Genomic DNA, 22146 nt, shown 5'->3' on the forward strand with positions numbered 1-22146 from the left:
CCGGGATGCCGGCGATCGAGATCACCGCGCTGCACAAGTCGTTCGGGAGCCTGGAGGTGCTGCGCGGCATCGACCTGACGGTGGCGGCGGGCGAGGTCGTCTGCGTCATCGGCCCGTCCGGATCGGGCAAGTCCACCCTGCTGCGCTGCGTCAACCTGCTGGAGGGGCCGACCAGTGGTTCGATCCGGGTCGCCGGGATCGAGGTCACCGACCCCGACTGCGACATCGACGCCGTACGCCGGGGTGTCGGCATGGTCTTTCAGCAATTCAACCTGTTCGGGCACCTGACCGTCCGGGAGAACGTCACCATCGCCCAGCGCCGCGTGCTCAAGCGCAGCCGGGCCGAGGCCGACCGGATCGCGGCTGAGAACCTGGATCGCGTGGGCCTGGCCGACAAGGCCTCGTCCTACCCCGCGCAGCTCTCCGGCGGTCAGCAGCAGCGCGTCGCCATCGCGCGCTCGCTGGCCATGGAACCGCAGCTGATGCTGTTCGACGAGCCGACCAGCGCGCTCGACCCGGAACTGGTGGGCGAGGTGCTCGCGGTCATGCGTGGCCTGGTCGCCGACGGCATGACCATGCTCGTGGTGACCCACGAGATGGCCTTCGCCCGCGAGGTGGCCTCGCGGGTCGTCTTCATGGACGACGGCGTGATCGTCGAACAGGGCCCGCCGGTCGAGGTCTTCGGGAAGCCCCGCGAGGAGCGCACCCGCGAGTTCCTGCACCGCGTGCTCGAACCGGCCCGGGTCAGCGAGTCCGAGATCGGAGCTCACCTCACGGACTGAACCGCTTGACCTTGACACCGTGACAAGGTCTTCACTGAGGTCATGCTTCTGAACGCGCTGAAGGCGAACGAGTCCTCGACCCGGCTCCAGGCGGCCCTGGCGGCCGGGACGCGAGCCGACCCCGAGCTGCTCGAGGCGCTGGTCGAGCGGTGCGCGGTCGAGCCCGACTTCTTCGTGCGGGACATGCTCACCTGGGCCCTGACCCGCCTGCCGCCCGCGCTCACGGTGCCGCGGCTGGTGGCCGAGTTGGGATCCCCGATCGCGCAGGCCCGCAGCCAGGCGTTGCATACGCTGTCGAAGGTGGGTGACCAGGACGCCTGGCCGGCAATCACGCGTTCGCTGCTGCGCGACGCCGACGACGAGGTCGCGCGGGCCGCCTGGCGGGCCGCGGTCGTGCTGGCGCCGGAGGGCGAAAGGGAGGGCCTGGCGGTGGAACTGGCCACACAACTGGGACGCGGCGACCGGAACGTGAAGCTGAGCCTGAGCCGGGCCATCGTCGCCCTCGGCTTCGAGGATGCTCTGCATGCGGGCCTGGCCGGCGTCGACCCGCAGGTGCAGGCCCACGCCCGTGCCACCGAGACGCTGATGCGCGATCCGGAGGCGGGCTTCGACGCCGCTGTCGCGGAGGCCACCCGGGTGGTCGCCCTGGGGCCCGACCGGTGCTGATCGGCGACGTGGCGCGCCGATCCGGGGTCAGCACCCGGATGCTGCGGCACTACGACCGGCTCGGGCTGGTGCGCCCGACCGGTCGTACCGTCGGCAACTATCGCGAGTACTCGCCCGACGACATCCGCCGGATCTTCCACGTGGAGAGCCTGCGGTCGCTCGGCCTGTCGCTGCGCCAGATCGCGTCCGCCCTGGAGGACCCCGGCTTCGCCCCGGCCGCGCTGGTCGGCGACCTCATCCGGTGGGCCGAGGAGCGGCTCGAGCGGGAACGGGAGTTGCTGCAACGGCTGCGAGCGGTCGACGCGACGGCGCCGTCCGACTGGCAGGACGTGCTGCGCATCGTCGAGCTGATGCACGGGCTCGACTCGCCCGACGCCGCCCGGCGCCAGCAGGCCGTCATGGCTCCGGCCGAGGACGTGCCGGTCCCGGTCGAGTTGCTGGCCGGGGCGGTGCTGACCGAGTCCGACCCGAACGTGGCCGGTGCCTTGCGGTGGGCGCTGGCCCGGGCCGGCAACGAAGGCCTGGCCGGCCTGGCCGCCGGCGTCCACTCCCCGGACGTCGAGATCCGGCGGCGGGCGGTCGTGGCGATCGCCGAGCTGCCCGGTGACGAGGCGACGGCTGTGCTCGCCGACGCCCTGGGGGACGAGGATCCGGTCGTACGGGGGAATGCCGCTCTCGCCCTGGGCCGGCGAGGCGTGACCTCGGCCGTGCCGGTGCTCGTCGACATGGTGGTCGCGGGTACGAAGGACGTGGACGCGGCCGAGGCGCTGGCGGCCCTGGAACCTTCCAGCGGGGAGCAGATCATCGCCGCTCTGGTCGACGCGCTGGCAGCCGGGGACACCGCGGTGCGGATCCGGCTGACCCAGGCGCTGGTCGAGTTGCCGGGCCCGGCCGCGGACGAGGTGCTGCAACGGCTGACCCACGACGAGGACCAGTCGGTCGCTCGCGTGGCCTCCGCATTCGTGAAGCTGAGAGCGTAGGGGCGGATTCTTCAGCGGCCGGTGGCGCCGTCCAGTTGCTCGCGGAGGATGTCGGCGTGACCCGCGTGGCGGGCGGTTTCCTCGATCATGTGGGTGAGGGTCCAGCGCATGGTGGGGGCGGGGGCTCGACCGCCGGGGCGGGGCGCGGGGCGGGACAAGTCGCCGTAGGAGTTGATGACCTCGTTGGCCTGGCGGATGGCTTCCCGGTAGTCGGCGAGAAGGTGGTCGAGCGTTTCGGTGCGGGTGGGCTTCAGGGTCCGGCGCAGGTTGGTGATCGGCCGGCCCAGGAAGTAGAAGCGCTCCACGTGGGTCAGGTGTTTGATCAAGCCGAGCAGGTTGGTGCCGGAGGGAACGCCGGGGGTGCGAACCTGAGGCTCGGGGACGCCGGCGGCCTTGGTGGCGATCGCCTCGCGTAGGTAGTCGAGGAAGCCGAGCAGGGTGGCCTTCTCGTCGGTGTCCGTCCACGGCGGGCCGGTGTCTCTCATGCGAGAGCTCGCCGGATCAGCAGGACGTTGTCGGTCACCGTGGCAGTTCGGCCGCCGGGGCCGGTGGCGCGGCGCTGGGGCCGGTCGGCTCGCACCACGGGCCACTGCCGGGGGTCCAGAGCCATCTCGGCGGCCACCTCGGCCGGGGTGGGGAAGTGGGTGCCGGGGTCCTGGTTCCACGACCAGGGGGCGATGGAACCGTGGTCGACGACCAGGAGCAGGCCGCCCGGGCGCAGCGCGTGGGCGGCTGTGCGCAGCACCTGGGCGCGGTCGAGCGGCAGCGGTGTCTGGAAGTACTGGGCGGAGATCAGATCGAAGGCGCCGGCGGGGAAGCTCACCGCGAGGTCGTGCTGCTCCGCCGTGATCGGCAGGCCGTGGGCCCGCACCTGCTCGACAGCGGTCGGGGAGACGTCCACGGCGGTGACCTGCCAGCCGTGCCGGGCCAGCCAGATCGCGTCGCCGCCGGCGCCGCAGCCCAGATCGAGGGCGGCGCCGGGGCTCAGCGGGGTGGCGACCTCGACCAGCAGCGGGTTGGCGCGGCCGCCCCAGGATCGGCGGGCGCGATAGTGCTTCTCCCAGAACAGTTCGGCTGTCATGTGGCCAGCGTGACTGCCGTCGTTCCAGTGTTGCAAGGAAAGTTGCGGATCCGCATGATGAGCGGATGGGCAAGGTGGAAGACGACGTGCTGGCCGCGGTGGGCTCGCGTCTGCACGAGCTCCGGCGGGCACGCGGCACGACGCTGGCGGAGCTGGCGGCCGAGACGGGCCTGACGGCCAGCACGCTGTCCCGGCTCGAGAACGGCAAGCTGCGGCCGACGCTGGAGCAGCTGCTGCCGTTGGCCCGGGCGCACGGGGTGCCCCTCGACGATCTGGTCGCGGCCCCGCCCACCGGCGACCCGCGCATCCATCTGCGGCCGATGCGCCGGTTCGGGCTGACGATCGTGCCGCTGACCCGGCGGGCGGGCGGGGTTCAGGCCTACAAGGTGGTCTATCCGCCGGCGGGTCGCGCCCGGACCAGGAAGCTGCAGAGCCACGACGGGTACGAGTGGTTCTACGTGCTGAACGGGCACGTCCGATTCCGGCTGGGCGAGCAGGAGTACGAGCTCGGCCCGGGCGAGGCCGCCGAGTTCGACACCCGTACGCCGCATTGGATCGGCAGCGCCGGCGCCCAGCCGGCCGAGCTGCTGACCCTCTTCGGGGCGCAGGGCGAGCGCGCCCACCTGTCCGCGCCCTCCTACTGATTCGGTGAGGAACGTCTGCACCGCCCATTCACCTGCCCAGCTGGCGGTGCAGCCACGCCGCGCGGGCAGCGATCGCGTCCCTGGAGATCGCGGCGGACGGTGCCACAACGTCGAACCCGTGGAAACCGCCGGGCCAGACGTGCAACTCACCGCGGCCGCCGGCCTGCCACAGGCGGCTCGCGAAGGCGACGTCCTCGTCCCGGAACGTCTCGGCTGAGCCGACGTCGATGAAGGTGGGTGGCAGGCCGGACAGGTCCTCGGCGCGGGCCGGCGCGGCGTACGGGGACACATCCGGCCCCCCGCGCACGCCCTCGCCGAGGAGCGCGTTCCAGCCGGTCTCGTTGGAGCGGTTGTCCCAGATGCCGATGCCGCGCATCTGGCGCGCCGAGGGCGAGTCGTTGCGGTCGTCGAGCATGGGGCTCAGGAGCAGCTGTCCCGCGATCGTCGGGCCCCACGGTCACGGGCCATGAGGGCGACACCCGCGGCCGGGAGGCAAACGAGTAGCGCGACGTCCGGGTCCCCGTCCGGACCGGGCACGGTCCTCTCGCGCACGAGGTAGGCGCCGTCGCCTCGTCGTCGGTGACTTATCGGGTTTTTCTACGGGTGGTCCGGACGGGGCGGCCACGATCCCCTCGAGGCCGCCCCGCCGTTGGCTCACACGGTCGGGACCGTGCCGCCGTCGATGACGTACTCGGCGCCCACGATGGCCGAGGCGCGGTCCGACACCAGGAATCCGACCAGGTCGGCGATCTCCTCGGGCTGGGCGAACCGCCCCAGAGGAACCCCGCCGAGGGAATCGTGGATCGTCTGCTTGGCGGCCTCGCGGGTGAGCCCGTTGCCCTCGGCGATCCGGTCCACGAACCGCTCGTAGGCCTCGGTCTCGATGCCGCCGGGGCTGATCGCGTTGACCCGCACGCCGCGGGGTGCCAGCTCGTTGGCGAGGCCCTTGCTGTACGTGCGCAGCGCCGCCTTCGCCGCCGCGTACGCCAGCGACGCGTCGTACTGCGGCAGTTCCCGCTGGATCGAGGTGAAGTGCAGCACCACACCCGACCCGGCCCCGGCCATCGCCGGCAGGAGGGCCCGGTCGAGCCGCACCGCACCCAGGAAGTTCAGGTTCAGTTCGATCAGCCACTGCTCTTCGGTGATGACCGCGAACCCACCGGACGGCGTCGAGGCGCCCCCGACGACGTGCACGAGGATGTCGAGCGCGCCGACGGCGTCGGCGATGCGGTCCGCCACGAGCTGCGCGCCCTCGACGGTCGACGTGTCCGCCTCGATGAACCGGTCGGGGCGGTCGTACCCGTCGGGCATCGTCCGGGCCGTGGTCCACACGTCGGCGCCCATCTCCCGCAGGCGGGTGACGACGGCCTTGCCCGAACCCTTCGACCCGCCCGTAACGAGCGCGTGGCGGCCGTCGAGGCGGTCACGTTCCTTGCTGACCATTTTTCTCTTCCTTCTGATGATTCGGTGGTGTGCGGTCGGGCTCAGGCCTCGTGGTTGGCGATGACGAGCTCGGCCACGAGGTTGCCGCGGAGGGTGAAGCGGTAGTCCAGGTCGGCGACGCCGCCCGGGAAGCTGCCCTCGAGGCGGAGGGTCACCACCCAGTGGTCGTCATCGACGCGCCGGGCGCCGATCTGCTCGGTGGTGTACTCGAACTCGGCGCCGGCGTCGCGCAGGAACGCGTGCACCTCCTCGCGGCCCCGGAAGGTCTCGTTCTGGTCGACGACCACGACGTCCTCGACGAGGAACGACGAGGCCGTGTCGGCGTCGTGCACGGTGCTGGCTGCGAGGAAGTCGCGGACGGTGGTCGGGAGGGCGTCGGAGCGCAGGTCGGTGTGTGTCATGTCGTCACCGTGCGGCCTCGCGGGGCCGGAGGGTCAAGTGCTGGACCCTCCCCCTGGGGGAGCCTTCACACTGAGGGGATGCTGACGATCGGGGAGTTCTCGCGTTTGACCCACCTGAGCGTGCGGACCCTGCGCCGCTACCACGAGGGAGAGCTGCTCGAGCCGGCCGTCGTGGACGAGGCGACCGGCTACCGCTACTACTCCGTCGAGCAGATCCCGACCGCGCAGGTCATCAACCGGCTCCGCGAGCTCGACGTCCCCTTGAGCGACGTGCAGCAGATCCTGCGGACGCCGGACCCCGGCGTCCGGTCGACCCTGGTCGCGGATCACCTGCGGCGCTTGGAGGCCGAGCTGGATCGCACCCGGGCCGCGGTCACCGCGCTGCGCCGCCTCCTGCAGCCCGATCCTGCGCCGATCGAGGTCGAGCTGCGCGCCGAGCCCGCCCGCGAGGTAGCGGCGGTTGAGGCCGTGATCGGCCACGCCGACGTCGAGGCGTGGTTCGCCGGCGCGATGGCCGAGCTGGAAGCGGCCGTGGGCGCAGGTGTGACCGGACCGCCGGGGGGTGCCTACGACAACTCCCTGTTCGAGGAGGGCCGCGGTCGGGTGCTGGTCTACCTGCCGACCTCCGCCCCACCGCGCACCGGACGGGTGCACGCCGTGACCCTTCCCGCCGCGGAGCTGGCCGTGACCACCCACGTCGGCGAGCACGAGGGCGTGGACGTCACCTACGGCGAGCTCGGTGCGTGGGTCGTGGAGAACGCGATGTCGGTGGCGGGGCCCGTGCGGGAGGTTTACCGCGTGGGGCCCCGGGATGTGAGCGATCCGGGCGCCTGGCGCACGGAGATCGGGTGGCCGGTGTTCCGCGTGACATGAAGACTCGTGGACAACGGACCGCCGTCTTGGCGGCTGAGATCAGCTGGTCGGGGGCGCGGTGGTGTAGACGGTTGGATCGCCCTGCTTCAGCCAGATCTGCGGGTTGTCGATCGGGGTGAAGGCGCGGTCACCGCCGGGCTCGCGAGTGGTGGGCACGACGTCGCCGTTGGGTCGATGCATGATGAAGTTGATCGGCTTCGTGTCGTCGACGAGCGGGATCTCGTACGAGGCCCAGCCGCCCTCGACGCGCGTCGGGGGCCACGGCTTGTCCCAGGCGATCTGGGCCAGCACCGCCGGATCGACGGCCTCGCCCCACAGGTGCAGGCCCCAATCCGTGTAGTCGCCGGCCGGGCGGAAGTAGTTGACCGTGGCCGTCGTCAGGGGTGGGCCGGCGTAGCGGACCGTGCGGATCGGGCTGACCACCGAGGGGTCGCGGAGCACGGCCCGGTAGCGGATCTGCGTGCCCGCGGCCAGGTTGAGCGGCGCCAGGTCGTCGAAGACCGTGTACGCGGGCGACGAGTCGTCCCGGCCGATCGTCGTCCAGGCGCCACCGGCGACGCTGCGCTCGAACCGCACCACGTGGCTCGCCCGTTCCGGGTCGGCCACCGCCCGCACCTCGACCCGGCCGCGCACGTTGGCCGCCTCGGCCGGGGCCTCGATGGTCAGCGAAGGCGCGGGCACCCGGGCCGAGCGCGACGAACTCGTGCGGGTGTGCCCGGCGTTGTCGAGCACTACCGCCCGGTATTCGACCTGCGTGCCGGTGGGCAGGCCGGACACGTCGTGGAACACCCGGTACGGCGCGTTGTCGTCGGTGCCGATCGGCGTCCAGCCGCCATGTCCCGTACGGGCATAGAAGCTGACCTCGGCGAACGACGAGCCGCTCAGCGAGGCGGAGACCTGCATGCGGCCACGCGATTCGGCGGACGGGGAGGGCGCCGCCAGAGACACCGCCGGAGCGGCCTTCGAGGCGGGGACCCGGCCGGTCGAGGCGTAGACGACCGTGGAGAGCGGCGGAACGGTCACTGTGAGCTTGCGGTCGGCGGCCGAGGTTGTCGTGGCCGGTCCGGCGCCGTACAGCCGCTGGAACTTTCCGCCCGCGATGTAGGTCGGGACGGCCGCGGTCTGGGCTGACGTGCTGTTGTTCAGCGCGACCACATACTCACGCTGCTGCGAGCGGTCGGTGCGGGAGAACGCGTAGATCCCGGGCCCCGAGGCGGCGTACCGGTGCTGGTGCGCACCGTCCCGCAACGTCGGGTACCGGGACGTCAGCGCGGCCAGGCCGGCGATCCCGGCGTACAGGGGATGGCCGGTCACGAAATTGTCCTGGGCGTGCGTGGCGGCCGTGCCGATCAGGTCGTCGTCGAGATACTCGGGCACGCGGCTCCCGAACATCGTCTGCCGCGCGTCCTGGTCGCCGCCGGGGCCGGTGAAGCCCTGCTCGTCGCCGTAGTAGATGACCGGGTTGCCGCGCGAGAAGTACATGAGCTCGTGGGCGAGCCGGTCGCGGGCCAGCCAGGCGGCGTCGCCCGCGCCCGGGTTGTCGGCCTGCACGAAGCTGCCGATGCGTCCCATGTCGTGGTTACCCAGGAACGTGGGCAGTTGATAGACGTTGGAGTCGGCGTCGGTGTACCAGTCGTCGCCGGCGAAGAACTGTTCCAGCGCGGCCGCGGACTGCCCGCGCGAGGCGTAGTTGCGGGCCGCGTCCTGGAACGGGAAGTCGAGCACCGCCTGCATCCGGTCCTTCGTGGTGAACTGCGAGGTGAAGCTCTTCGAGGTGTCGAAGACCTCGCCGAACATGAAGAACTCGGGCTTGCCGTGCCGGCGGGCGAACGCGAGCACCTCGGGCCCGAACTTCTGCCAGAACTCGTCGTTGACGTGCTTCATGGTGTCGATCCGGAAGCCGTCGATGCCGAAGTCGGCGATCCACCGTTCGTAGATGTCGATCATGCCGTTGACGACGCGCGGGTGCTCGGTGAACAGGTCGTCGAGGCCGAAGAAGTCGCCGTAGAGCGAGTTCTCGCCGACGAAGGTCGTGTCGCCCCGGTTGTGATAGAGCGTGGTGTCGTTGAGCCAGGCCGGAACCTTGAGGTTCTTCTCGGCCTCGTCGAGCACCGGCTTGTACGGGAACGACGTCGCCGGGTCGAGCGCCGGGAAGCTGGACCGGCCGGCGTGGTCACGATCGTCGAACGGGCGTCCGGTTGCGGTCCGGTAGGGCGAGACGTCCTTCGACACGTACGGCTGGCGCGCGCCCGACTCGTAGCCGATCACGTCGGCCGTGTGGTTGGTGATGATGTCGAAGTAGACCTTCATGCCCCGCTGATGGGCCGCGTCGATCAGCGACTTCAGCTCGGCGTTGGTGCCCAGGTGGGGATCGATCTGGGTGAAGTCGGTGATCCAGTAGCCGTGGTAGCCGGCCGACGGCCCGTCCTCGAGTTGCACAGCCTTGTTCTTGAAGCTGGGCGTCAGCCAGATCGACGTGGTGCCCAGGCCCTTGATGTAGTCGATGCGGCGCAGCAGCCCGGCCAGGTCACCGCCGTTGTAGAAGCCCTTCTTCGTCGGGTCGAAGCCCGACACCAGCGGGTCGGCGCCCAGCCCGCCCTGGTCGTTGGCCGTGCTGCCGTTGTCGAACCGGTCGGCCATGACGAAGTAGAAGTTCTCGTCGGTGACCGGCGAGCGCAGCGAGTGGCGCCCCTGGAGGCCATTCCCACCGGACGCGTGGGCCGGGGCGCTGATCACCCCGCCCGCCAGCACCGCGGACAGAAGGACGGCAAGTTTGCGGCGTATGTGCATCAGAACTCCTGAGGAAGCAGGATCTCGCCGATGGCGGTGAACAGGCCGCGGTCCACGTCGTTGCCGACGGAGATCCGTAACGTGGCCGTAGCAGGCACGTCATGGACTGTAATGGATGTTCGAGTTTCGCCACGGCGAATGTCGGCCGGGACTGGCAGGTCGTCCACGGTTGCGACCGGATCGACGCCGGTGAGTGCCGGAACGGTGGTTGTCCCGGTGTCCGGGCCTGGTCAGAGGCCGGTGGCTGACGGGGCTGAGGCCTGGGCGCGGACCAGCCAGCAGGCGGCGGTGAAGCGTACGTCGGAGCCCTTGACATAGGGGGCGAAGGCGGGGCGGACGGCGTCCACGACCTTCGTGCGGATCGGGTCGCCGGCGTCGGGGAGGGCCAGGCCGACCGGGCCCAGGCGGGTGAAGTAGCCGACCAGGTCGGATTCGGGAAAGGTGCACTCGATGTCGACGGGGTCGATCGTGATGCCGGCCCAGCCGGCGGCGTCGAGGATGGTGCGGACCTTGGTGGCGTCGGCGAACGCGAACTGGCCGGGGCCCTCGACGCGGCGGGGCGGCAGGTTCGGCAGGAGCGGGGCGGCGGCCCGTTCGGCGACTGTCATGAACGGGTTCTCCTCGATGGCACGCCACGCCACGAAGGTCAGGTCGGCGTCGGGGGTCGCGGCCCGGCGCAGGTTGCTGAACGCGCGTACGGGGTCGTCGAAGAACATGACGCCGAAGCGGGAGATGACGGTGTCGAACGAGTCCGCCGCCCACTGGTGTTCCTGCACGTCGGCGCAGAGGAATTCGGCGCCGGCGCCGGCGCCGCGGGCCTCGGCGGCGGCGATCATCGAGGCCGAGATGTCGACGCCCACGCAGCGGCGGCCGGGAGCGAGCCGCTCGGCCACGGCGACAGTGGTGACGCCGGTGCCGCAGCCGACGTCCAGGACGCTGCGACGACCCGGGTCCACGGTGCCGACGAGCAGCTCCTCCAGCGGGCGGTACATCCCGTCCATCAGTGACTGGAGTTGCACCCAGGCCTGGCCGGACGGCCCGTTCCAGCGGGCGGCGCCTCCGTAGCCGGTCGTGCTGCTCATGCCGTGCCTCCCCGTTCCGGTGGTGTCGGGCAAACGGTAACGCGGACAGGCCCGGCCTCAGTGCGTGACCGGCTCCAGGCAGCCGAACTCGCCGTTCGCTCCGGTGACCTCGACCAGCACCCGTTCCGGGCGGACGTCGCCGAGCACGCAGCCGGCCTCCGGGAACCGCACCTCGAAGACCGCGCCCGGCGGTTGCCGCATCTCGCTGACGCCCACGTCGTCGGGGTGCAGGCCCAGGTCGAGCAGGGCCTTGCGGGTGGACGCCGGGTCGAAGTCGCCGGCCTTCCGCAGGGCGGTCAGCTTCGGGCGGATCCGTGCCGCGAGGGCGTCCCCGGTGCGCTGCTCGCCGGGGGTGAGGTCGTGCCGCTGCTTCCACCCGTTGTTCTCGGCCTGGTGCGGCGCCCCGTCGCCCGGCGGTGCCGACCCGGCTGCGATGTCCGGCGGCGCCGAAGCGGCGGCGGACGGCGACGGAAGCGGCGCCGCGTCCCCGTCACCCGCTCCGGGTCGCGCACACCCGAGCACGAGCAAACCGAGCACAGCCGCCGTCACCCACCGATATCGCATCATCAACTCCCGTCGCGGATCGTACGGGGAGTTGTCCAGGCGCCGGGGCTGATCGATCAGGCGAGCAGCTCCCACTCGGCCAGCTGGGTCGCGGCGCCGCCGTGGTTGGCGGTGATCTGCAGGCGGTAGCGCGAGTAGGCCGTCGCGGTGGGGACGACGAAGGCGCGGGTCTGGCGCCGGTCGGCGAAGTCCAGGTTCGAGCGGGTGTCCACCGTCGTCCACGTGGCGCCGTCGTTGGAGCCCTGCAGCGTCCAGCTTCGGGGGTCGCGTTCGGGGGCGTCCTCGGCCGAGGTGAGCGTGTACTGCTTCACGGCCGCGGCGGCGGGCAGGCGGTACTCGAGCGTGCCGGTGCCGGTGAACGTCAGCCACTTGGTGAGCGAGGTGTCGTCGACCAGCTTGGCGGCGGTCTCGTTGGGGGCGTTCTCGCCGCTGGCGCTCACCGTGCCGCCGGTGGCCTTGTCGGACAGGGGGCGCGGGGCCGCGGCGCCCGTGGTCAGCGAGGGCGGTACGTCGTTGGCGCCGGTGCCCCACGAGGACGGGTTGGGACCCATCACGAAGCTGAGCGTTCCGCCCGCCTGCAGGTCGGCGTGCGTGAGGTAGTTCTTCGTGTAGGCGGCCCCGTTGAGCGTCGCACTCTGGATGTATCTGTTCGTGTCGCTCACGCCCGGCGCCGATACCGTGAACGTGCGGCCGTTCTCGAGCGAAACTGTCGCCGAGGGGTGCAGGGGCGCGCCGATCGTGTAGTCGGTGCTGCCCATGCGGGCGGGATAGAAGCCCAGCGCGCTGAACACGTACCAGGCCGACATCTGGCCGTTGTCCTCGTCGCCGAGGTAACCGCCGCCGTTGCCCGCGCCCGATCCGTACAGCTTGGTCAGCACGTCGCGGACCCGGTTCTGCGTCTTGGCGGGAGTGCCGGCGTAGTTGTACATGTAGAGCATGTGATGGATCGGCTCGTTCGGGTGGGCGTACTGGCCCATGTTGGTGTCGTAGGCCTCCCGCATCTCGTGGATGACACCGCCGTACGAGCCGGGCAGGTAGTCGCGGGACGCCGCGAACACCGAGTCGATCTTCGCCGACAGCTGCGCCCGGCCGCCGTACAAATTGGCCATGCCCTGCGGATCCTGCGGCGCGGGCGTCGCATAGTGCCAGGGCGCGCCCTCGGTGAACTCGTAGCCCCATTCGTTGGGGCGGAAGGACGAATCGGCCGTACGCCAGGAGCCGTTGGACTGCTTGCCGCGGAAGAACCCGGTCGACGGCGACCACAGGTTCGCGTAATCGAGGGCCCGGTTCTCGAAATAGGCGGCGTCCTCGTCGAATCCGAGCGCCCGTCCCAGTTGCGCGATGCCGAAGTTGTTGTTGGCGTCCTCGAGCGTCCACGACGCCGCCTCGCCGCGGACGTCGGTCGGAACGTACCGCTTGAACGTCGACACCTCGATTCCCTTGCGGCCCCGCGAACCCGATGACGAATACACCGCCGCGTTCTTCACCATCGACGCGTACGCGGCCCGGAAGTCGAAGTTCCGCACGCCCTTCACGTACGCGTCGGCGAAGGCCAGATCCTGGTTCGTGCCGACCATGATGTCGATGTAGCCGGGTCCCGACCAGCGCGGTGTCCAGCCGCCGTTCTTGTAGGCGTTGACAAAACCGTCGAGCATTTCCCCCGTACGCGTGGGAGTGAGCAATGTGTACAGCGGCCACACCGCCCGCGCCGTGTCCCAGAAGCCGTTGTTCACATACATCTGCCCGTCGTGCACGGCGTTGTCGTACGGGCTGAAGTACTTGCGGACGCCCCCCACCGTCTCGGACATGTTGTTCGGGTACATGAACGCGCGATACAGGTTGGAGTAGAACGTGACCTGGCGGTCGGTCGAGGCGCCGTCGAGCCGCACCTTGCCCAGCGTCGTGTCCCACAGGGCGGCGGCCTGTTCGCGTACGGTGTCGAAGGTCTTCGACCCGACCTCCTGCGAGAGGTTGGCGGTGGCCTGCGCGACGCTGATGTACGAGGTGGCCATCTTGAGCGTCACCTGCTCGCCGGCCGTGGTGGCGAACCGGATCCAGCTCGTGACGCCCTGCCCGCTCACGCTTCCGGTGGCGGCGATGGCCTTGTCGACGGTCGCCGAGAAATAGAGCCGGGGGCCCTTGTGGTCGAGGTGCCCGGTGATCGTACGGGCGCCGGTGTTGACGGTGATGGAGCCGCCCACCTTGTCGATGGTGTCGAACACGATGACCGACTCGGCCGCGGCCGGATACTTGAAGCGCAGGACGCCGGCGTGATCGGTCGGCGTCATCTCGGCCGTGATGCCGTACGTGTCGAGCTGGGTCTTGTAGTAGTGCGCCTGGGCGATCTCGTTGCTGTGGCTGAAGGTCGATTTCCGCGCGTCCGGCGTCGTCTTGATCGAGCCGGTCATCGGCATCACCTGGAGTTGCCCGTAGTCGCCGATCCACGGGCTCGGCTCGTGGCTGACGCCGAAGCCCTGCACGGTGCTCGAGTTGTACTGATAGAGCCAGCCGTCGCTGTTGCCGTTGGTGATCGGCGTCCAGAAGTTGAAGCCGTTGGGCACCGTCGAACCCGGGAACGTGTTGCCCCGTGAGTAGCTCACGTCGGAGTTCGAGCCGCGACGGGTGTCGACCAGATCGGACAGGCGGGCGGCCGGAGCGGCGGCCGTGACGGCGAGGTCGTCGAGATAGCCGCGGAACGTGCCGGTGTTGGCCGGCTGGTCGTAGCCGATGAGGATCCGGTCGACCGTCTTTCCGGCGACCCACTGGCCGATCGACGATGTGACGAAGTTCCACCGGTCGAATCCGAGGACGGAACCGTTGCCCTGGAACGACGGGTGCACCCGGATGCCGTTCTGATCGACCGCGCCCGAGTCGCGCAGCCGGCTGCCGTCGGTGAAGACCAGGTCGACCGCGACGTCGAGGTGGCCGCCGGACTGGGGAAAGACCCAGTACGAGAGCGTGGTCGCCGCGGTCACCGGTAGATCCACGTCGAAGATCCGGTTGTACGAGTACGACGCGGCGGTGCTCGTGTCGTTGCCGGAGTACATCAGGGCGGACGCGCCCGCGTGGGCCGTCTCGGTGCGGAGCGCGCTCTCCATGCCGGTCAGCGCGCAGCAGTAGCCGCCGACGCCCGAGCTGCTCTCGACGCTGTTCTGCCAGGTGGGCTGGGGGTCGCCGGCCTCGAAGCCGGTCACGAAGTCGCCGGGGGCGGCGGCCGCGGGGGTGGCGACCGCGACGCCCAGGCCGGCGGTCAGCAGGAGGGTGGCGAGCCAGGAAGTCGTGCTTCTGCGCATGGCGTGACCTGCCGTTCGGGGCCGGGCGGGTGACAACGATGTCAACGTTTCGGGATCGTAAACTTTTCAATAGAAACTCGTCAATGGAAGCTTCGGTACTATGCGCGGGTGCTCACGTACACCGCCGGATTTCTGCTGTTTCTGCTCGGCATCTGCCTCTCGCTCGCGTGGCACGAGGCCGGGCACATGCTCGCCGCGCGCGCGTTCGGCATGAAGGTGCGGCGCTTCTTCGTCGGTCGCGGGCCTACGGTGTTCTCGTTCCGCCGCGGCGAGACCGAGTACGGGCTGAAGGCGCTGCCGATCGGCGGCTTCTGCGACATCGCCGGGCTCACCAGCCTCGACGAGCTGAGCCCCGACGAGCAGCGGCGCGCGATGTGGCGCTACCCGGCCTGGAAGCGCACCACGGTGATGCTGGCCGGCCCGGTCATGCACGTAGTGCTCGCGGTCGCGATCCTGTACGCCATGGCGGTCAGCCTCGGCCTGCCGAACCTCAAGCCGGTGACCGAGCCCGTGGTCGCGGCCACCTCATGCGTCGGCGCGGTGTGTCCCGCCGCCGAGGCCGGTCTGCGCCCCGGCGACCGGATCGAGGCCGTCGCCGGAGCGCCCACCCCGCTGTGGCGCGACGTCATCGCGGCCGTGCAGGCCGCCGAGGGCCCCACCACGCTGACCGTCCGGCGCGACGGGTCGGCCCTGACGCTCACCGTCGACGTGGCCCGCGTGCCGCAGGCCGGCGGCGAGGTCGGCATGATGGGCGCGACCCCCGTGCCGCCGCCCGCCTATTTCCGGTACGACGCCATCGCCGCAACCAGCGCCACGGCGGCGTTCACCGGCGACCTGATCTCGGGCACGATCACCCAGCTGGCCGCGTTCCCCGAACGGATTCCCGCGGTGGTCGAGGCGATCGGCGGCGAGCGCGACCCCGACACCCCGATCAGCATGGTCGGCGCCGGCCGCCTCGGCGGCGAGGCAGTCGAGCGCGGCCTGTGGGGCACGTTCCTGCTGCTGCTGGTCAGCCTCAACCTGTTCATGGCGGTGTTCAACCTGCTGCCACTGCTGCCGCTCGACGGCGCCCACATCGCGGTGGTGTGGTTCGAGCGGATCCGCGACGCCGTCCGCCGCCTGCGCGGCCGCCCCGCCGGCGGTCCGGTCGACTTCACCCGGCTGCTCCCGGTCACGATGGTCTTCATCGCGATCGGCGGCTTGATCATGGCTCTGACCATCACCGCCGACATCGTCAACCCGATCCGCCTGTCCTGACGCCCGGGCCCCGGGGTACGGCGCCGGTCAGGCGGCGGGCACGGTCACCGGAACGGCGATGACGCTGCCCTCGTTGGCGGCGCGGCGGGCGTGTTCGAAGAAGTCGGGGGCGGCGCAGGCGAACAGGGTCGTGTCGCTCAGCGCGCAGGCGTAGACGTTCGTGCCGGGCCGCACCTCGTCGGTGATGCTGCCGCCCTCGACCACCCGGATCAGGCGTCCGCCGACGGCGTCGGCCACCCACAGGGCGCCCTCGGCGTCGAGGCAGGAGCCGTCGGGCGCCACCGTGAGCTGGGCGATCGCCCCGGTCACGGTGAGGTCGGTGGGCAGGGGGCCGAACTCGGCCCAGATCCGGCGGTTGACCAGAGTGCCGTCCGGCGCGAGGTCGAAGGCGGTGATCCGGTTGCCGAAGGTCTCGTTGACCAGCACTGTGCCGCCGGGGGTGAGGGCGATGGCGTTGGGGAACCAGAGGCCGGTCGCCAGTTCGGTCACCGTGCCGTCGGGGTCGGCGCGGTGCAGCGCGGCCGGTTCGATCGGGTCGCCGGCCATCAGGTCGAAGCCGAAGTTGCCGACGTACGCGCGGCCCTCGGCGTCGACCGCCATGTCGTTGAGGTGGCCGGTGGCGTGCCCGCTCAGGTCGGCGTGGGTGACCAGGGCGCCGTCGGGTTCGCGGCGCAGGATGCGACGGTCGCGCATCGAGACGATGAGCAGCCGGCCGTCGGGCAGCCAGCCGAGCCCGGACGGCTGCTGCTCCACGGTCGCCTCGAGGCGCAGATCGGCGCCGTCCGCGCGGACCGACATGACCCGGGACGAGTAGAAGTCGGAGAACCAGAGCCGCCCCTCGTGCCAGCGCGGCGCCTCGGTGAAGGTGAAGCCCTCGACCACGGTGGTGACCTTGTCCGTCATCGCCCGATGATGTGCCCGCACCCGGGTCACACGCAAGGACTTCGGACCTCGCCGCTCCGGCCTGAGACAGGCCCGTCCGTGTGGTGGTGGACACGTATTGGTCATTCACTCGTCATCGTTCATCTTCTGCCCGTAACTTTGATCGCTGCCCCCGGGCGGCTCGCTGCCGTGCGCCTGGCGACGGTGACGATGTGGTGGAGATGGAGTACGCCCGGTGACGGTGACGACCGACCTGCAACTGATCGACCTGCCCCCGTTCGGTGTCGCACCGGAGGCTCCGGCCCTGTTCCGGTCACGGTCGGCGCCGCTGCGGCGCACCCTGGTCGACATCTTCGACGCCACCGTGCAGGCTCACGCGGGCAGCCGGGCCATCGACGCCGGCGGCGCCACTCTCACCTACCGTGAGCTGGCCGACGAGGTCGAGAAGCTGCGGGCGACCCTGAGCGGGCACGGGATCGGCGCCGGCGACCGGGTCGGGATCCGGGTCTCGTCCGGCACGGCCGAGCTCTACCTCGCCATCCTGGGTGTGCTCGCGGCCGGCGCGGCCTACGTGCCGGTCGACGCCGACGACCCCGAGGAGCGCGCGGAGCTGGTCTTCGGCGAGGCGGGCGTGGCCGCGGTGCTCGGCGACGGGCTGAGCGTCTCGATGCGCCGTACGCCCGGCGGAAGGACCGGACGGCCCGGACCCGGCGACGACGCCTGGATCATCTTCACCTCCGGCTCGACCGGCACCCCGAAGGGCGTGGCCGTCACGCACGCCGCGGCCGCCGCCTTCGTCGACGCCGAGGCCCAGCTGTTCCTGGCCGACGACGACGCCGAGTCGATCGGGCCGCGCGACCGGGTGCTGGCCGGGCTGTCCGTGGCCTTCGACGCCTCGTGCGAAGAGATGTGGCTCGCCTGGCGTCACGGCGCCTGCCTGGTGCCGGCCGCGCGCTCGCTCGTGCGCAGCGGCGTCGACCTCGGCCCGTGGCTGGCCGAGCAGCGGATCACCGTCGTCTCGACCGTGCCCACCCTGGCCGCGCTGTGGCCGGTAGAGGCGCTCGACGACGTCCGGCTGCTGATCTTCGGGGGCGAGGCCTGCCCGCCCGAGCTCGCGGAACGGCTCGCCGTCGAGGGGCGCGAGGTCTGGAACACGTACGGCCCGACCGAGGCCACCGTGGTGGCCTGCGCGGCCCGGCTGACCGGCGAGGGCCCGGTGCGCATCGGCCTGCCGCTCGCGGGCTGGGAGCTGGCCGTGGTCGGCCCGGCCGGCGAGCCGGTGGCGATGGGCGGGACGGGCGAGCTGGTGATCGGTGGCGTCGGCCTGGCCCGCTACCTCGACGCCGCCAAGGACGCCGAGAAGTTCGCGCCCCTGCCCTCGCTGGGCTGGGAGAGGGCGTACCGCAGCGGCGACATCGTGCGCGCCGAGCCCGCGGGGCTGCTGTTCCTGGGCCGCGGCGACGAGCAGGTCAAGCTGGGCGGGCGCCGGATCGAGCTGGGCGAGGTCGACGCCGCGCTGCAGGCGCTGCCGGGCGTGGCCGGCGCGGCCGCCGCGATCAAGCGCACCGCCGCCGGCAACCAGCTGCTCGTGGGCTACGTCGTGGCGCGCGAAGGCTTCGACGCTGCCGCTGCGGCTCTACGCATCCGGGAACAGCTGCCGGCCGCTCTCGTGCCGCTGCTGGCCGAGGTGGACGACCTGCCGACCCGGACGTCCGGGAAGGTCGACCGGGCGGCGCTGCCGTGGCCGTTGACCACCGGCTCGGGCACGGCCGAGGCCGAGCTGACAGCGACCCAGGCCTGGCTGGCCGACGGCTGGGAGCAGATTCTCGGCGTACGCCCCGGTGCGGCCGACGCCGACTTCTTCAGCAACGGCGGCAGCAGCCTCAACGCGGCGCAGCTGGTGGCCTGGATCCGCCGGGCGCACCCGCAGGTGGCGGTGGCCGACGTCTATCAGTACCCCCGGCTCGCGCAGATGGCCACGGCGCTCGACGCGCTTGTCGCCACCGAGACCGTGCGCCGCGAGGTGCGGCCGACGCCGCGCTCGACCGGGCTCGTCCAGGGCCTGCTCATGCTGCCGATGATCGCGCTCGTCGGGCTGCGCTGGCTCACCGTCCTGGCCGCGCTGGCCAACCTGGTGAGCTGGGCGCCGCACGTCTCCTGGTGGTGGATCGCGGCGAGCTGGCTGGCGCTGTTCAGCCCGCCCGGCCGGATCGCCGTCGCGGCCGGCGGCATCCGGTTGCTGCTGCGCGGCGTCGGCAAGGGCGACTATCCCCGCGGCGGCCGGGTGCACCTGCGGCTGTGGGCGGCCGAGCGGCTGGCCGAGCTGACCGGCGCCACCAGCGTCACGGGGGCCAGCTGGATGATCACCTACGCCAAGGCGCTCGGCGCGCAGATCGGCTCGGACGTCGACCTGCACTCCGCACCGCCGGTCACCGGCCTGCTCAAGCTGGGCCGCGGCGCGGCCGTCGAGCCCGAGGTCGACCTGTCCGGCTACTGGGTCGACGGCGACATCGTGCGGGTCGGCAAGGTGCGGATCGGCGCCGGGGCCCGGGTCGGCGGCCGGAGCACGATCATGCCCGGCGCCCGAATCGGCAAGAACGCGCACATCAGCGCGGGCTCCACCGTGACCGGCGCGGTCGCGGCCGGCAAACGGTGGCCCGGCAAGTCGGACGGGGTGACCTGGCCGTCCCAGCGACCCCCGCGCCGGTCGCGGCTCTGGGTGGTCGCTTACAGCCTCACAGCTCAGCTGCTCGGGCTGCTGCCGGTGGTGGCCGCGCTGCCCGCCCTCGCGCTGCTCGGATGGATGCTCGCCGAGGGGCCCGACCTGGGCGCCGCGCTGCTGATGGCGCCGGCGGCGGCGGTCGCCTGGTTCCTGTCGTACGCGCTGCTCGTGCTCGTGGCGGTCCGGGCGCTCGGCATCGGGCTGCGCGCGGGCTGTCACCCCGTACGGGGACGGATCGCCTGGCAGGTCTGGACGACCGAGCGGCTGATGGGGATGGCCCGGATCGCGTTGTTCCCGATCTACGCCAGCCTGTTCACGCCGGTGTGGCTGCGGCTGCTCGGCGCCCGGATCGGGCGTAACGCGGAGCTGTCCACGGTGCTGGCGGTGCCGTCGATGACGACCGTCGAGGACGGCGCGTTCCTGGCCGACGACACGATGGTGGCCACGTACGAGCTGAACAACGGCTGGCTGCGGGTCGCCCCGGCCCGGATCGGCAAGCAGGCGTTCCTCGGCAACTCCGGCATCGCCGCCCCCGGCCGTACGGTGCCCAAGCGCGGCCTGGTCGGCGTGCTCTCGTCGGCGCCGCGCAAGGCGAAGAAGGGCTCGTCGTGGCTGGGCGCCCCGCCGATGCCGCTGCGCCGCACGGTCGAGGCGGGCGACGCCGGCCGTACCTACGAGCCGCCGCTGCGGCTCAAGCTGGCCCGCGGCGCGATCGAACTGTGCCGGATCATCCCGGTGATGCTCGCCGTCGCCCTGGCCGTCCTGGTCGTGGCCGCGGTCGAGCAGGTCTGGAGCGCCTTCGGTCTGTGGGCGGCTGCGCTGGCCGCCGGACCGGCGCTGTTCGCCGCCACGATCGCCGGCGCGCTGATCGCCACCGTCGCCAAGTGGCTGCTGGTCGGCAAGTTCCGGGTCACCGAGCACGCGCTGTGGACCTCGTTCGTCTGGCGCAACGAGCTCGCCGACACGTTCGTCGAGGTGCTCGTCGCGCCCTGGCTGTTCCGCTTCGCGACCGGCACGCCCCTGCTGAACCTGTGGCTGCGCACGGTCGGCGCCAAGATCGGGCGGGGCGCGTGGCTGGAGACCTTCTGGCTTCCCGAGTACGACCTCGTGCGGCTCGGGCCGGGAGCCACGGTCAACCGGGGGTGCGTGGTGCAGACCCACCTGTTCCATGATCGGATCATGGCCATGGACGAGGTGACTCTGGGCGCGGGCGCGACGCTCGGCCCGCACGGGATCGTGCTGCCCGGCGCCAGCATCGGGGCGCGCACCACGGTAGGACCCGGCTCGCTGGTGACCCGCGGCGACGCGGTGCCGGCCGACAGCCGGTGGCTGGGGAACCCGATCGCGAACTGGTTATGACCCCTCCGGGCGTCGACCACTCGTCCGACTCGTACCTTCCCGGGCACGGCAACGGCGGGTACCGCGTGCTGCGGTACGACCTCGACCTCGACTACCGCGTCGTCTCCAACCGGCTCGCCGGGAAGGCGACGATCACTGCGCAGACGGTGCAGGGCCTCTCCCGGTTCAGCCTCGACCTGGGCCAGTTCCGGATCCAGGACGTCCGGGTCGACGGGCGGCGCGCGACGTTCACGCACCGGGCCGGCAAGCTGCGCGTCAAACCGGAGAAGCCGATCGGTTACGGCGCGACGTTCAAGGTCGAGGTCCGGTACGCCGGCACGCCCGTGCCGATCTCGGGCCGCTGGGGCGACATCGGCTGGGACGAACTGACCGACGGCGTGCTCGTGGCGAGCCAGCCGATCGGGGCGCCGTCCTGGTTCCCGTGCAACGACCGGCCCGACGACAAGGCCACGTTCCTGGTGACCCTCACCGCGGCCACGCCGTACACGGTGGTGGTGACCGGCGACCTCGTCTCCACGCGGCGCGGGGCGGGCACCACCACGTGGGTCTACGAGCGCAACGAGCCCACCGCGCCCTACCTGATGAGCGTCCAGATCGGCCGGTACGAGCTGGTCGACCTGGCCCCCGAAGGCGGCGTGCGACAGCGGGCGGCGATCCCGTCCCGCCTGCGCCCGGTCTTCCGGCACGACTTCGGCCGGCACGGCGAGATCATGTCGGCGTGCGAGCGCCTGTTCGGGCCGTACCCCTTCCGCGAGTACGTCGTGGTGGTGGCCGACGACGACCTCGACGACCCGGTCGAGGCGCAGGGCATGGCCGTCTTCGGCCGCAACCACCTCGACGGGCGGCGCACCCACGAGCGGCTGGTCGCCCACGAGCTGGCCCACCAGTGGTTCGGCAACAGCCTCACGGTGGCCGACTGGCGCCACATCTGGCTGAACGAGGGCTTCGCGACGTACGCCGAGTGGCTGTGGTCGAGCGTCTCGGGTGGCCCGTCGGCCGACATCCACGCCGCCCGCTGGCACATCTGGCTGCTGGCCCACCCGGCCACCGTCAGCATCGCCGACCCCGGCGTCGACCGGATGTTCGACCCGCTGGTCTACAAGCGCGGCGCCCTGACGTTGCACGCCCTGCGCACGACGATCGGCGACGCCGCGTTCTTCGCCCTGCTGCGCTCGTGGGTGGCCGAGAACCAGCACCGCACGGTGACCACCGACCAGTTCCGCCGCCACGCCCAGCGCTTCTCCGCCGCACCGCTGGACGACCTGTTCACCGCCTGGCTGGACCGCCCGGCCCTGCCGCCGCTGCCGCGCCTCCCGGCCTGACCGGC

18 protein-coding genes are annotated in these 22146 nt (G+C 71.5%); 8 read left to right on the forward strand and 10 right to left on the reverse strand.

Features of this window, described 5'->3' with window-relative positions; translation table 11 throughout:
* The first annotated feature begins 5 nt into the window (after nucleotides 1-5).
* The 3 genes from KXC43_RS34315 to KXC43_RS34325 are packed head-to-tail and all read left to right on the forward strand — an operon-like array spanning nucleotide 6 to nucleotide 2428.
* Nucleotides 6-782 (forward strand): amino acid ABC transporter ATP-binding protein, encoded by a 777-nt coding sequence (locus tag KXC43_RS34315; protein WP_221380362.1) that lies wholly within the window; start codon nucleotides 6-8, stop codon nucleotides 780-782.
* A gap of 42 nt (nucleotides 783-824) precedes the next feature.
* Nucleotides 825-1448 carry a HEAT repeat domain-containing protein gene (locus tag KXC43_RS34320; protein WP_221380363.1) on the forward strand — a complete coding sequence of 208 codons (624 nt, stop codon included), beginning with the start codon at nucleotides 825-827 and terminating at the stop codon, nucleotides 1446-1448.
* Nucleotides 1442-2428 (forward strand): HEAT repeat domain-containing protein, encoded by a 987-nt coding sequence (locus KXC43_RS34325; protein WP_221380364.1) that lies wholly within the window; start codon nucleotides 1442-1444, stop codon nucleotides 2426-2428. The genes KXC43_RS34320 and KXC43_RS34325 overlap by 7 nt, the downstream gene beginning before the upstream one ends.
* A gap of 11 nt (nucleotides 2429-2439) precedes the next feature.
* On the opposite strand, the gene KXC43_RS34330 is transcribed toward KXC43_RS34325, so the two are convergent.
* Together KXC43_RS34330 and KXC43_RS34335 are read right to left on the reverse strand one after the other, a co-directional pair.
* Entirely contained in the window at nucleotides 2440-2913 is a 474-nt protein-coding gene (locus KXC43_RS34330) for a DinB family protein (RefSeq protein WP_221380365.1), read from the reverse strand.
* Nucleotides 2910-3509, reverse strand: a complete 600-nt coding sequence (locus tag KXC43_RS34335; protein WP_221380366.1) for a class I SAM-dependent methyltransferase — start codon at nucleotides 3507-3509, stop codon at nucleotides 2910-2912. The genes KXC43_RS34330 and KXC43_RS34335 overlap by 4 nt, the downstream gene beginning before the upstream one ends.
* Nucleotides 3510-3574: 65 nt before the next feature.
* Between KXC43_RS34335 and KXC43_RS34340 the strand changes: the two genes are divergently transcribed.
* On the forward strand, nucleotides 3575-4153 hold the full coding sequence (locus tag KXC43_RS34340) for a helix-turn-helix domain-containing protein (protein WP_221380367.1): 579 nt from the start codon (nucleotides 3575-3577) through the stop codon (nucleotides 4151-4153).
* A gap of 28 nt (nucleotides 4154-4181) precedes the next feature.
* On the opposite strand, the gene KXC43_RS34345 is transcribed toward KXC43_RS34340, so the two are convergent.
* The 3 genes from KXC43_RS34345 to KXC43_RS34355 form a co-directional block, all read right to left on the reverse strand.
* Complete coding sequence (locus tag KXC43_RS34345; protein ID WP_221380368.1) at nucleotides 4182-4568, reverse strand: alpha/beta hydrolase; 387 nt, start codon at nucleotides 4566-4568, stop codon at nucleotides 4182-4184.
* A gap of 239 nt (nucleotides 4569-4807) precedes the next feature.
* Nucleotides 4808-5596 (reverse strand): SDR family oxidoreductase, encoded by a 789-nt coding sequence (locus tag KXC43_RS34350; protein WP_221380369.1) that lies wholly within the window; start codon nucleotides 5594-5596, stop codon nucleotides 4808-4810.
* Between the two features lie 41 nt (nucleotides 5597-5637).
* Entirely contained in the window at nucleotides 5638-5997 is a 360-nt protein-coding gene (locus tag KXC43_RS34355; RefSeq protein WP_221380370.1) for a nuclear transport factor 2 family protein, read from the reverse strand.
* A 78-nt stretch (nucleotides 5998-6075) separates the two neighbouring features.
* Here KXC43_RS34355 and KXC43_RS34360 point away from each other — a divergent pair, with 78 nt between their 5' ends.
* Nucleotides 6076-6870, forward strand: a complete 795-nt coding sequence (locus tag KXC43_RS34360) for a MerR family transcriptional regulator (protein ID WP_221380371.1) — start codon at nucleotides 6076-6078, stop codon at nucleotides 6868-6870.
* Between the two features lie 39 nt (nucleotides 6871-6909).
* Here KXC43_RS34360 and KXC43_RS34365 read toward each other — a convergent pair whose 3' ends face one another.
* The 4 genes from KXC43_RS34365 to KXC43_RS34380 form a co-directional block, all read right to left on the reverse strand.
* On the reverse strand, nucleotides 6910-9660 hold the full coding sequence (locus tag KXC43_RS34365; protein ID WP_221380372.1) for an alpha-amylase family glycosyl hydrolase: 2751 nt from the start codon (nucleotides 9658-9660) through the stop codon (nucleotides 6910-6912).
* A gap of 230 nt (nucleotides 9661-9890) precedes the next feature.
* Entirely contained in the window at nucleotides 9891-10742 is an 852-nt protein-coding gene (locus KXC43_RS34370; protein WP_221380373.1) for a class I SAM-dependent methyltransferase, read from the reverse strand.
* Nucleotides 10743-10799: 57 nt separating this feature from the next.
* Nucleotides 10800-11309: a hypothetical protein gene (locus KXC43_RS34375; protein WP_255645316.1), complete on the reverse strand. Its 510-nt coding sequence runs from the start codon at nucleotides 11307-11309 to the stop codon at nucleotides 10800-10802.
* A gap of 53 nt (nucleotides 11310-11362) precedes the next feature.
* Nucleotides 11363-14599 (reverse strand): GH92 family glycosyl hydrolase, encoded by a 3237-nt coding sequence (locus KXC43_RS34380; protein ID WP_221380374.1) that lies wholly within the window; start codon nucleotides 14597-14599, stop codon nucleotides 11363-11365.
* Between the two features lie 108 nt (nucleotides 14600-14707).
* Here KXC43_RS34380 and KXC43_RS34385 point away from each other — a divergent pair, with 108 nt between their 5' ends.
* Nucleotides 14708-15856 (forward strand): M50 family metallopeptidase, encoded by a 1149-nt coding sequence (locus KXC43_RS34385; protein WP_221380375.1) that lies wholly within the window; start codon nucleotides 14708-14710, stop codon nucleotides 15854-15856.
* 27 nt (nucleotides 15857-15883) lie between these two features.
* Here the strand turns inward: KXC43_RS34385 and KXC43_RS34390 are convergent, their stop codons facing one another.
* Nucleotides 15884-16759 carry an SMP-30/gluconolactonase/LRE family protein gene (locus tag KXC43_RS34390; protein ID WP_221380376.1) on the reverse strand — a complete coding sequence of 292 codons (876 nt, stop codon included), beginning with the start codon at nucleotides 16757-16759 and terminating at the stop codon, nucleotides 15884-15886.
* 214 nt (nucleotides 16760-16973) lie between these two features.
* On the opposite strand from KXC43_RS34390, the gene KXC43_RS34395 reads away from it, so the two are divergent.
* Nucleotides 16974-20819 carry a Pls/PosA family non-ribosomal peptide synthetase gene (locus tag KXC43_RS34395; RefSeq protein WP_221380377.1) on the forward strand — a complete coding sequence of 1282 codons (3846 nt, stop codon included), beginning with the start codon at nucleotides 16974-16976 and terminating at the stop codon, nucleotides 20817-20819.
* Nucleotides 20816-22141, forward strand: a complete 1326-nt coding sequence (locus KXC43_RS34400; RefSeq protein ID WP_221380378.1) for a M1 family metallopeptidase — start codon at nucleotides 20816-20818, stop codon at nucleotides 22139-22141. The genes KXC43_RS34395 and KXC43_RS34400 overlap by 4 nt, the downstream gene beginning before the upstream one ends.
* Nucleotides 22142-22146 lie beyond the last annotated feature (5 nt).

Origin of the sequence: Paractinoplanes polyasparticus, assembly GCF_019710575.1 — a bacterium.
Classification (GTDB): Bacteria; Actinomycetota; Actinomycetes; order Mycobacteriales; family Micromonosporaceae; genus Actinoplanes; species Actinoplanes polyasparticus.

Coding starts and splice junctions, on each gene's coding strand:
- KXC43_RS34350 (WP_221380369.1), bottom strand. CDS start 5,596: ATGGTCAGCAAGGAACGTGACCGCCTCGACGGCCGCCACGCGCTCGTT.
- KXC43_RS34320 (WP_221380363.1), top strand. CDS start 825: ATGCTTCTGAACGCGCTGAAGGCGAACGAGTCCTCGACCCGGCTCCAG.
- KXC43_RS34340 (WP_221380367.1), top strand. CDS start 3,575: ATGGGCAAGGTGGAAGACGACGTGCTGGCCGCGGTGGGCTCGCGTCTG.
- KXC43_RS34370 (WP_221380373.1), bottom strand. CDS start 10,742: ATGAGCAGCACGACCGGCTACGGAGGCGCCGCCCGCTGGAACGGGCCG.
- KXC43_RS34355 (WP_221380370.1), bottom strand. CDS start 5,997: ATGACACACACCGACCTGCGCTCCGACGCCCTCCCGACCACCGTCCGC.
- KXC43_RS34380 (WP_221380374.1), bottom strand. CDS start 14,599: ATGCGCAGAAGCACGACTTCCTGGCTCGCCACCCTCCTGCTGACCGCC.
- KXC43_RS34400 (WP_221380378.1), top strand. CDS start 20,816: ATGACCCCTCCGGGCGTCGACCACTCGTCCGACTCGTACCTTCCCGGG.
- KXC43_RS34365 (WP_221380372.1), bottom strand. CDS start 9,660: ATGCACATACGCCGCAAACTTGCCGTCCTTCTGTCCGCGGTGCTGGCG.
- KXC43_RS34330 (WP_221380365.1), bottom strand. CDS start 2,913: ATGAGAGACACCGGCCCGCCGTGGACGGACACCGACGAGAAGGCCACC.
- KXC43_RS34315 (WP_221380362.1), top strand. CDS start 6: ATGCCGGCGATCGAGATCACCGCGCTGCACAAGTCGTTCGGGAGCCTG.
- KXC43_RS34390 (WP_221380376.1), bottom strand. CDS start 16,759: ATGACGGACAAGGTCACCACCGTGGTCGAGGGCTTCACCTTCACCGAG.
- KXC43_RS34345 (WP_221380368.1), bottom strand. CDS start 4,568: ATGCTCGACGACCGCAACGACTCGCCCTCGGCGCGCCAGATGCGCGGC.
- KXC43_RS34375 (WP_255645316.1), bottom strand. CDS start 11,309: ATGATGCGATATCGGTGGGTGACGGCGGCTGTGCTCGGTTTGCTCGTG.
- KXC43_RS34360 (WP_221380371.1), top strand. CDS start 6,076: ATGCTGACGATCGGGGAGTTCTCGCGTTTGACCCACCTGAGCGTGCGG.
- KXC43_RS34335 (WP_221380366.1), bottom strand. CDS start 3,509: ATGACAGCCGAACTGTTCTGGGAGAAGCACTATCGCGCCCGCCGATCC.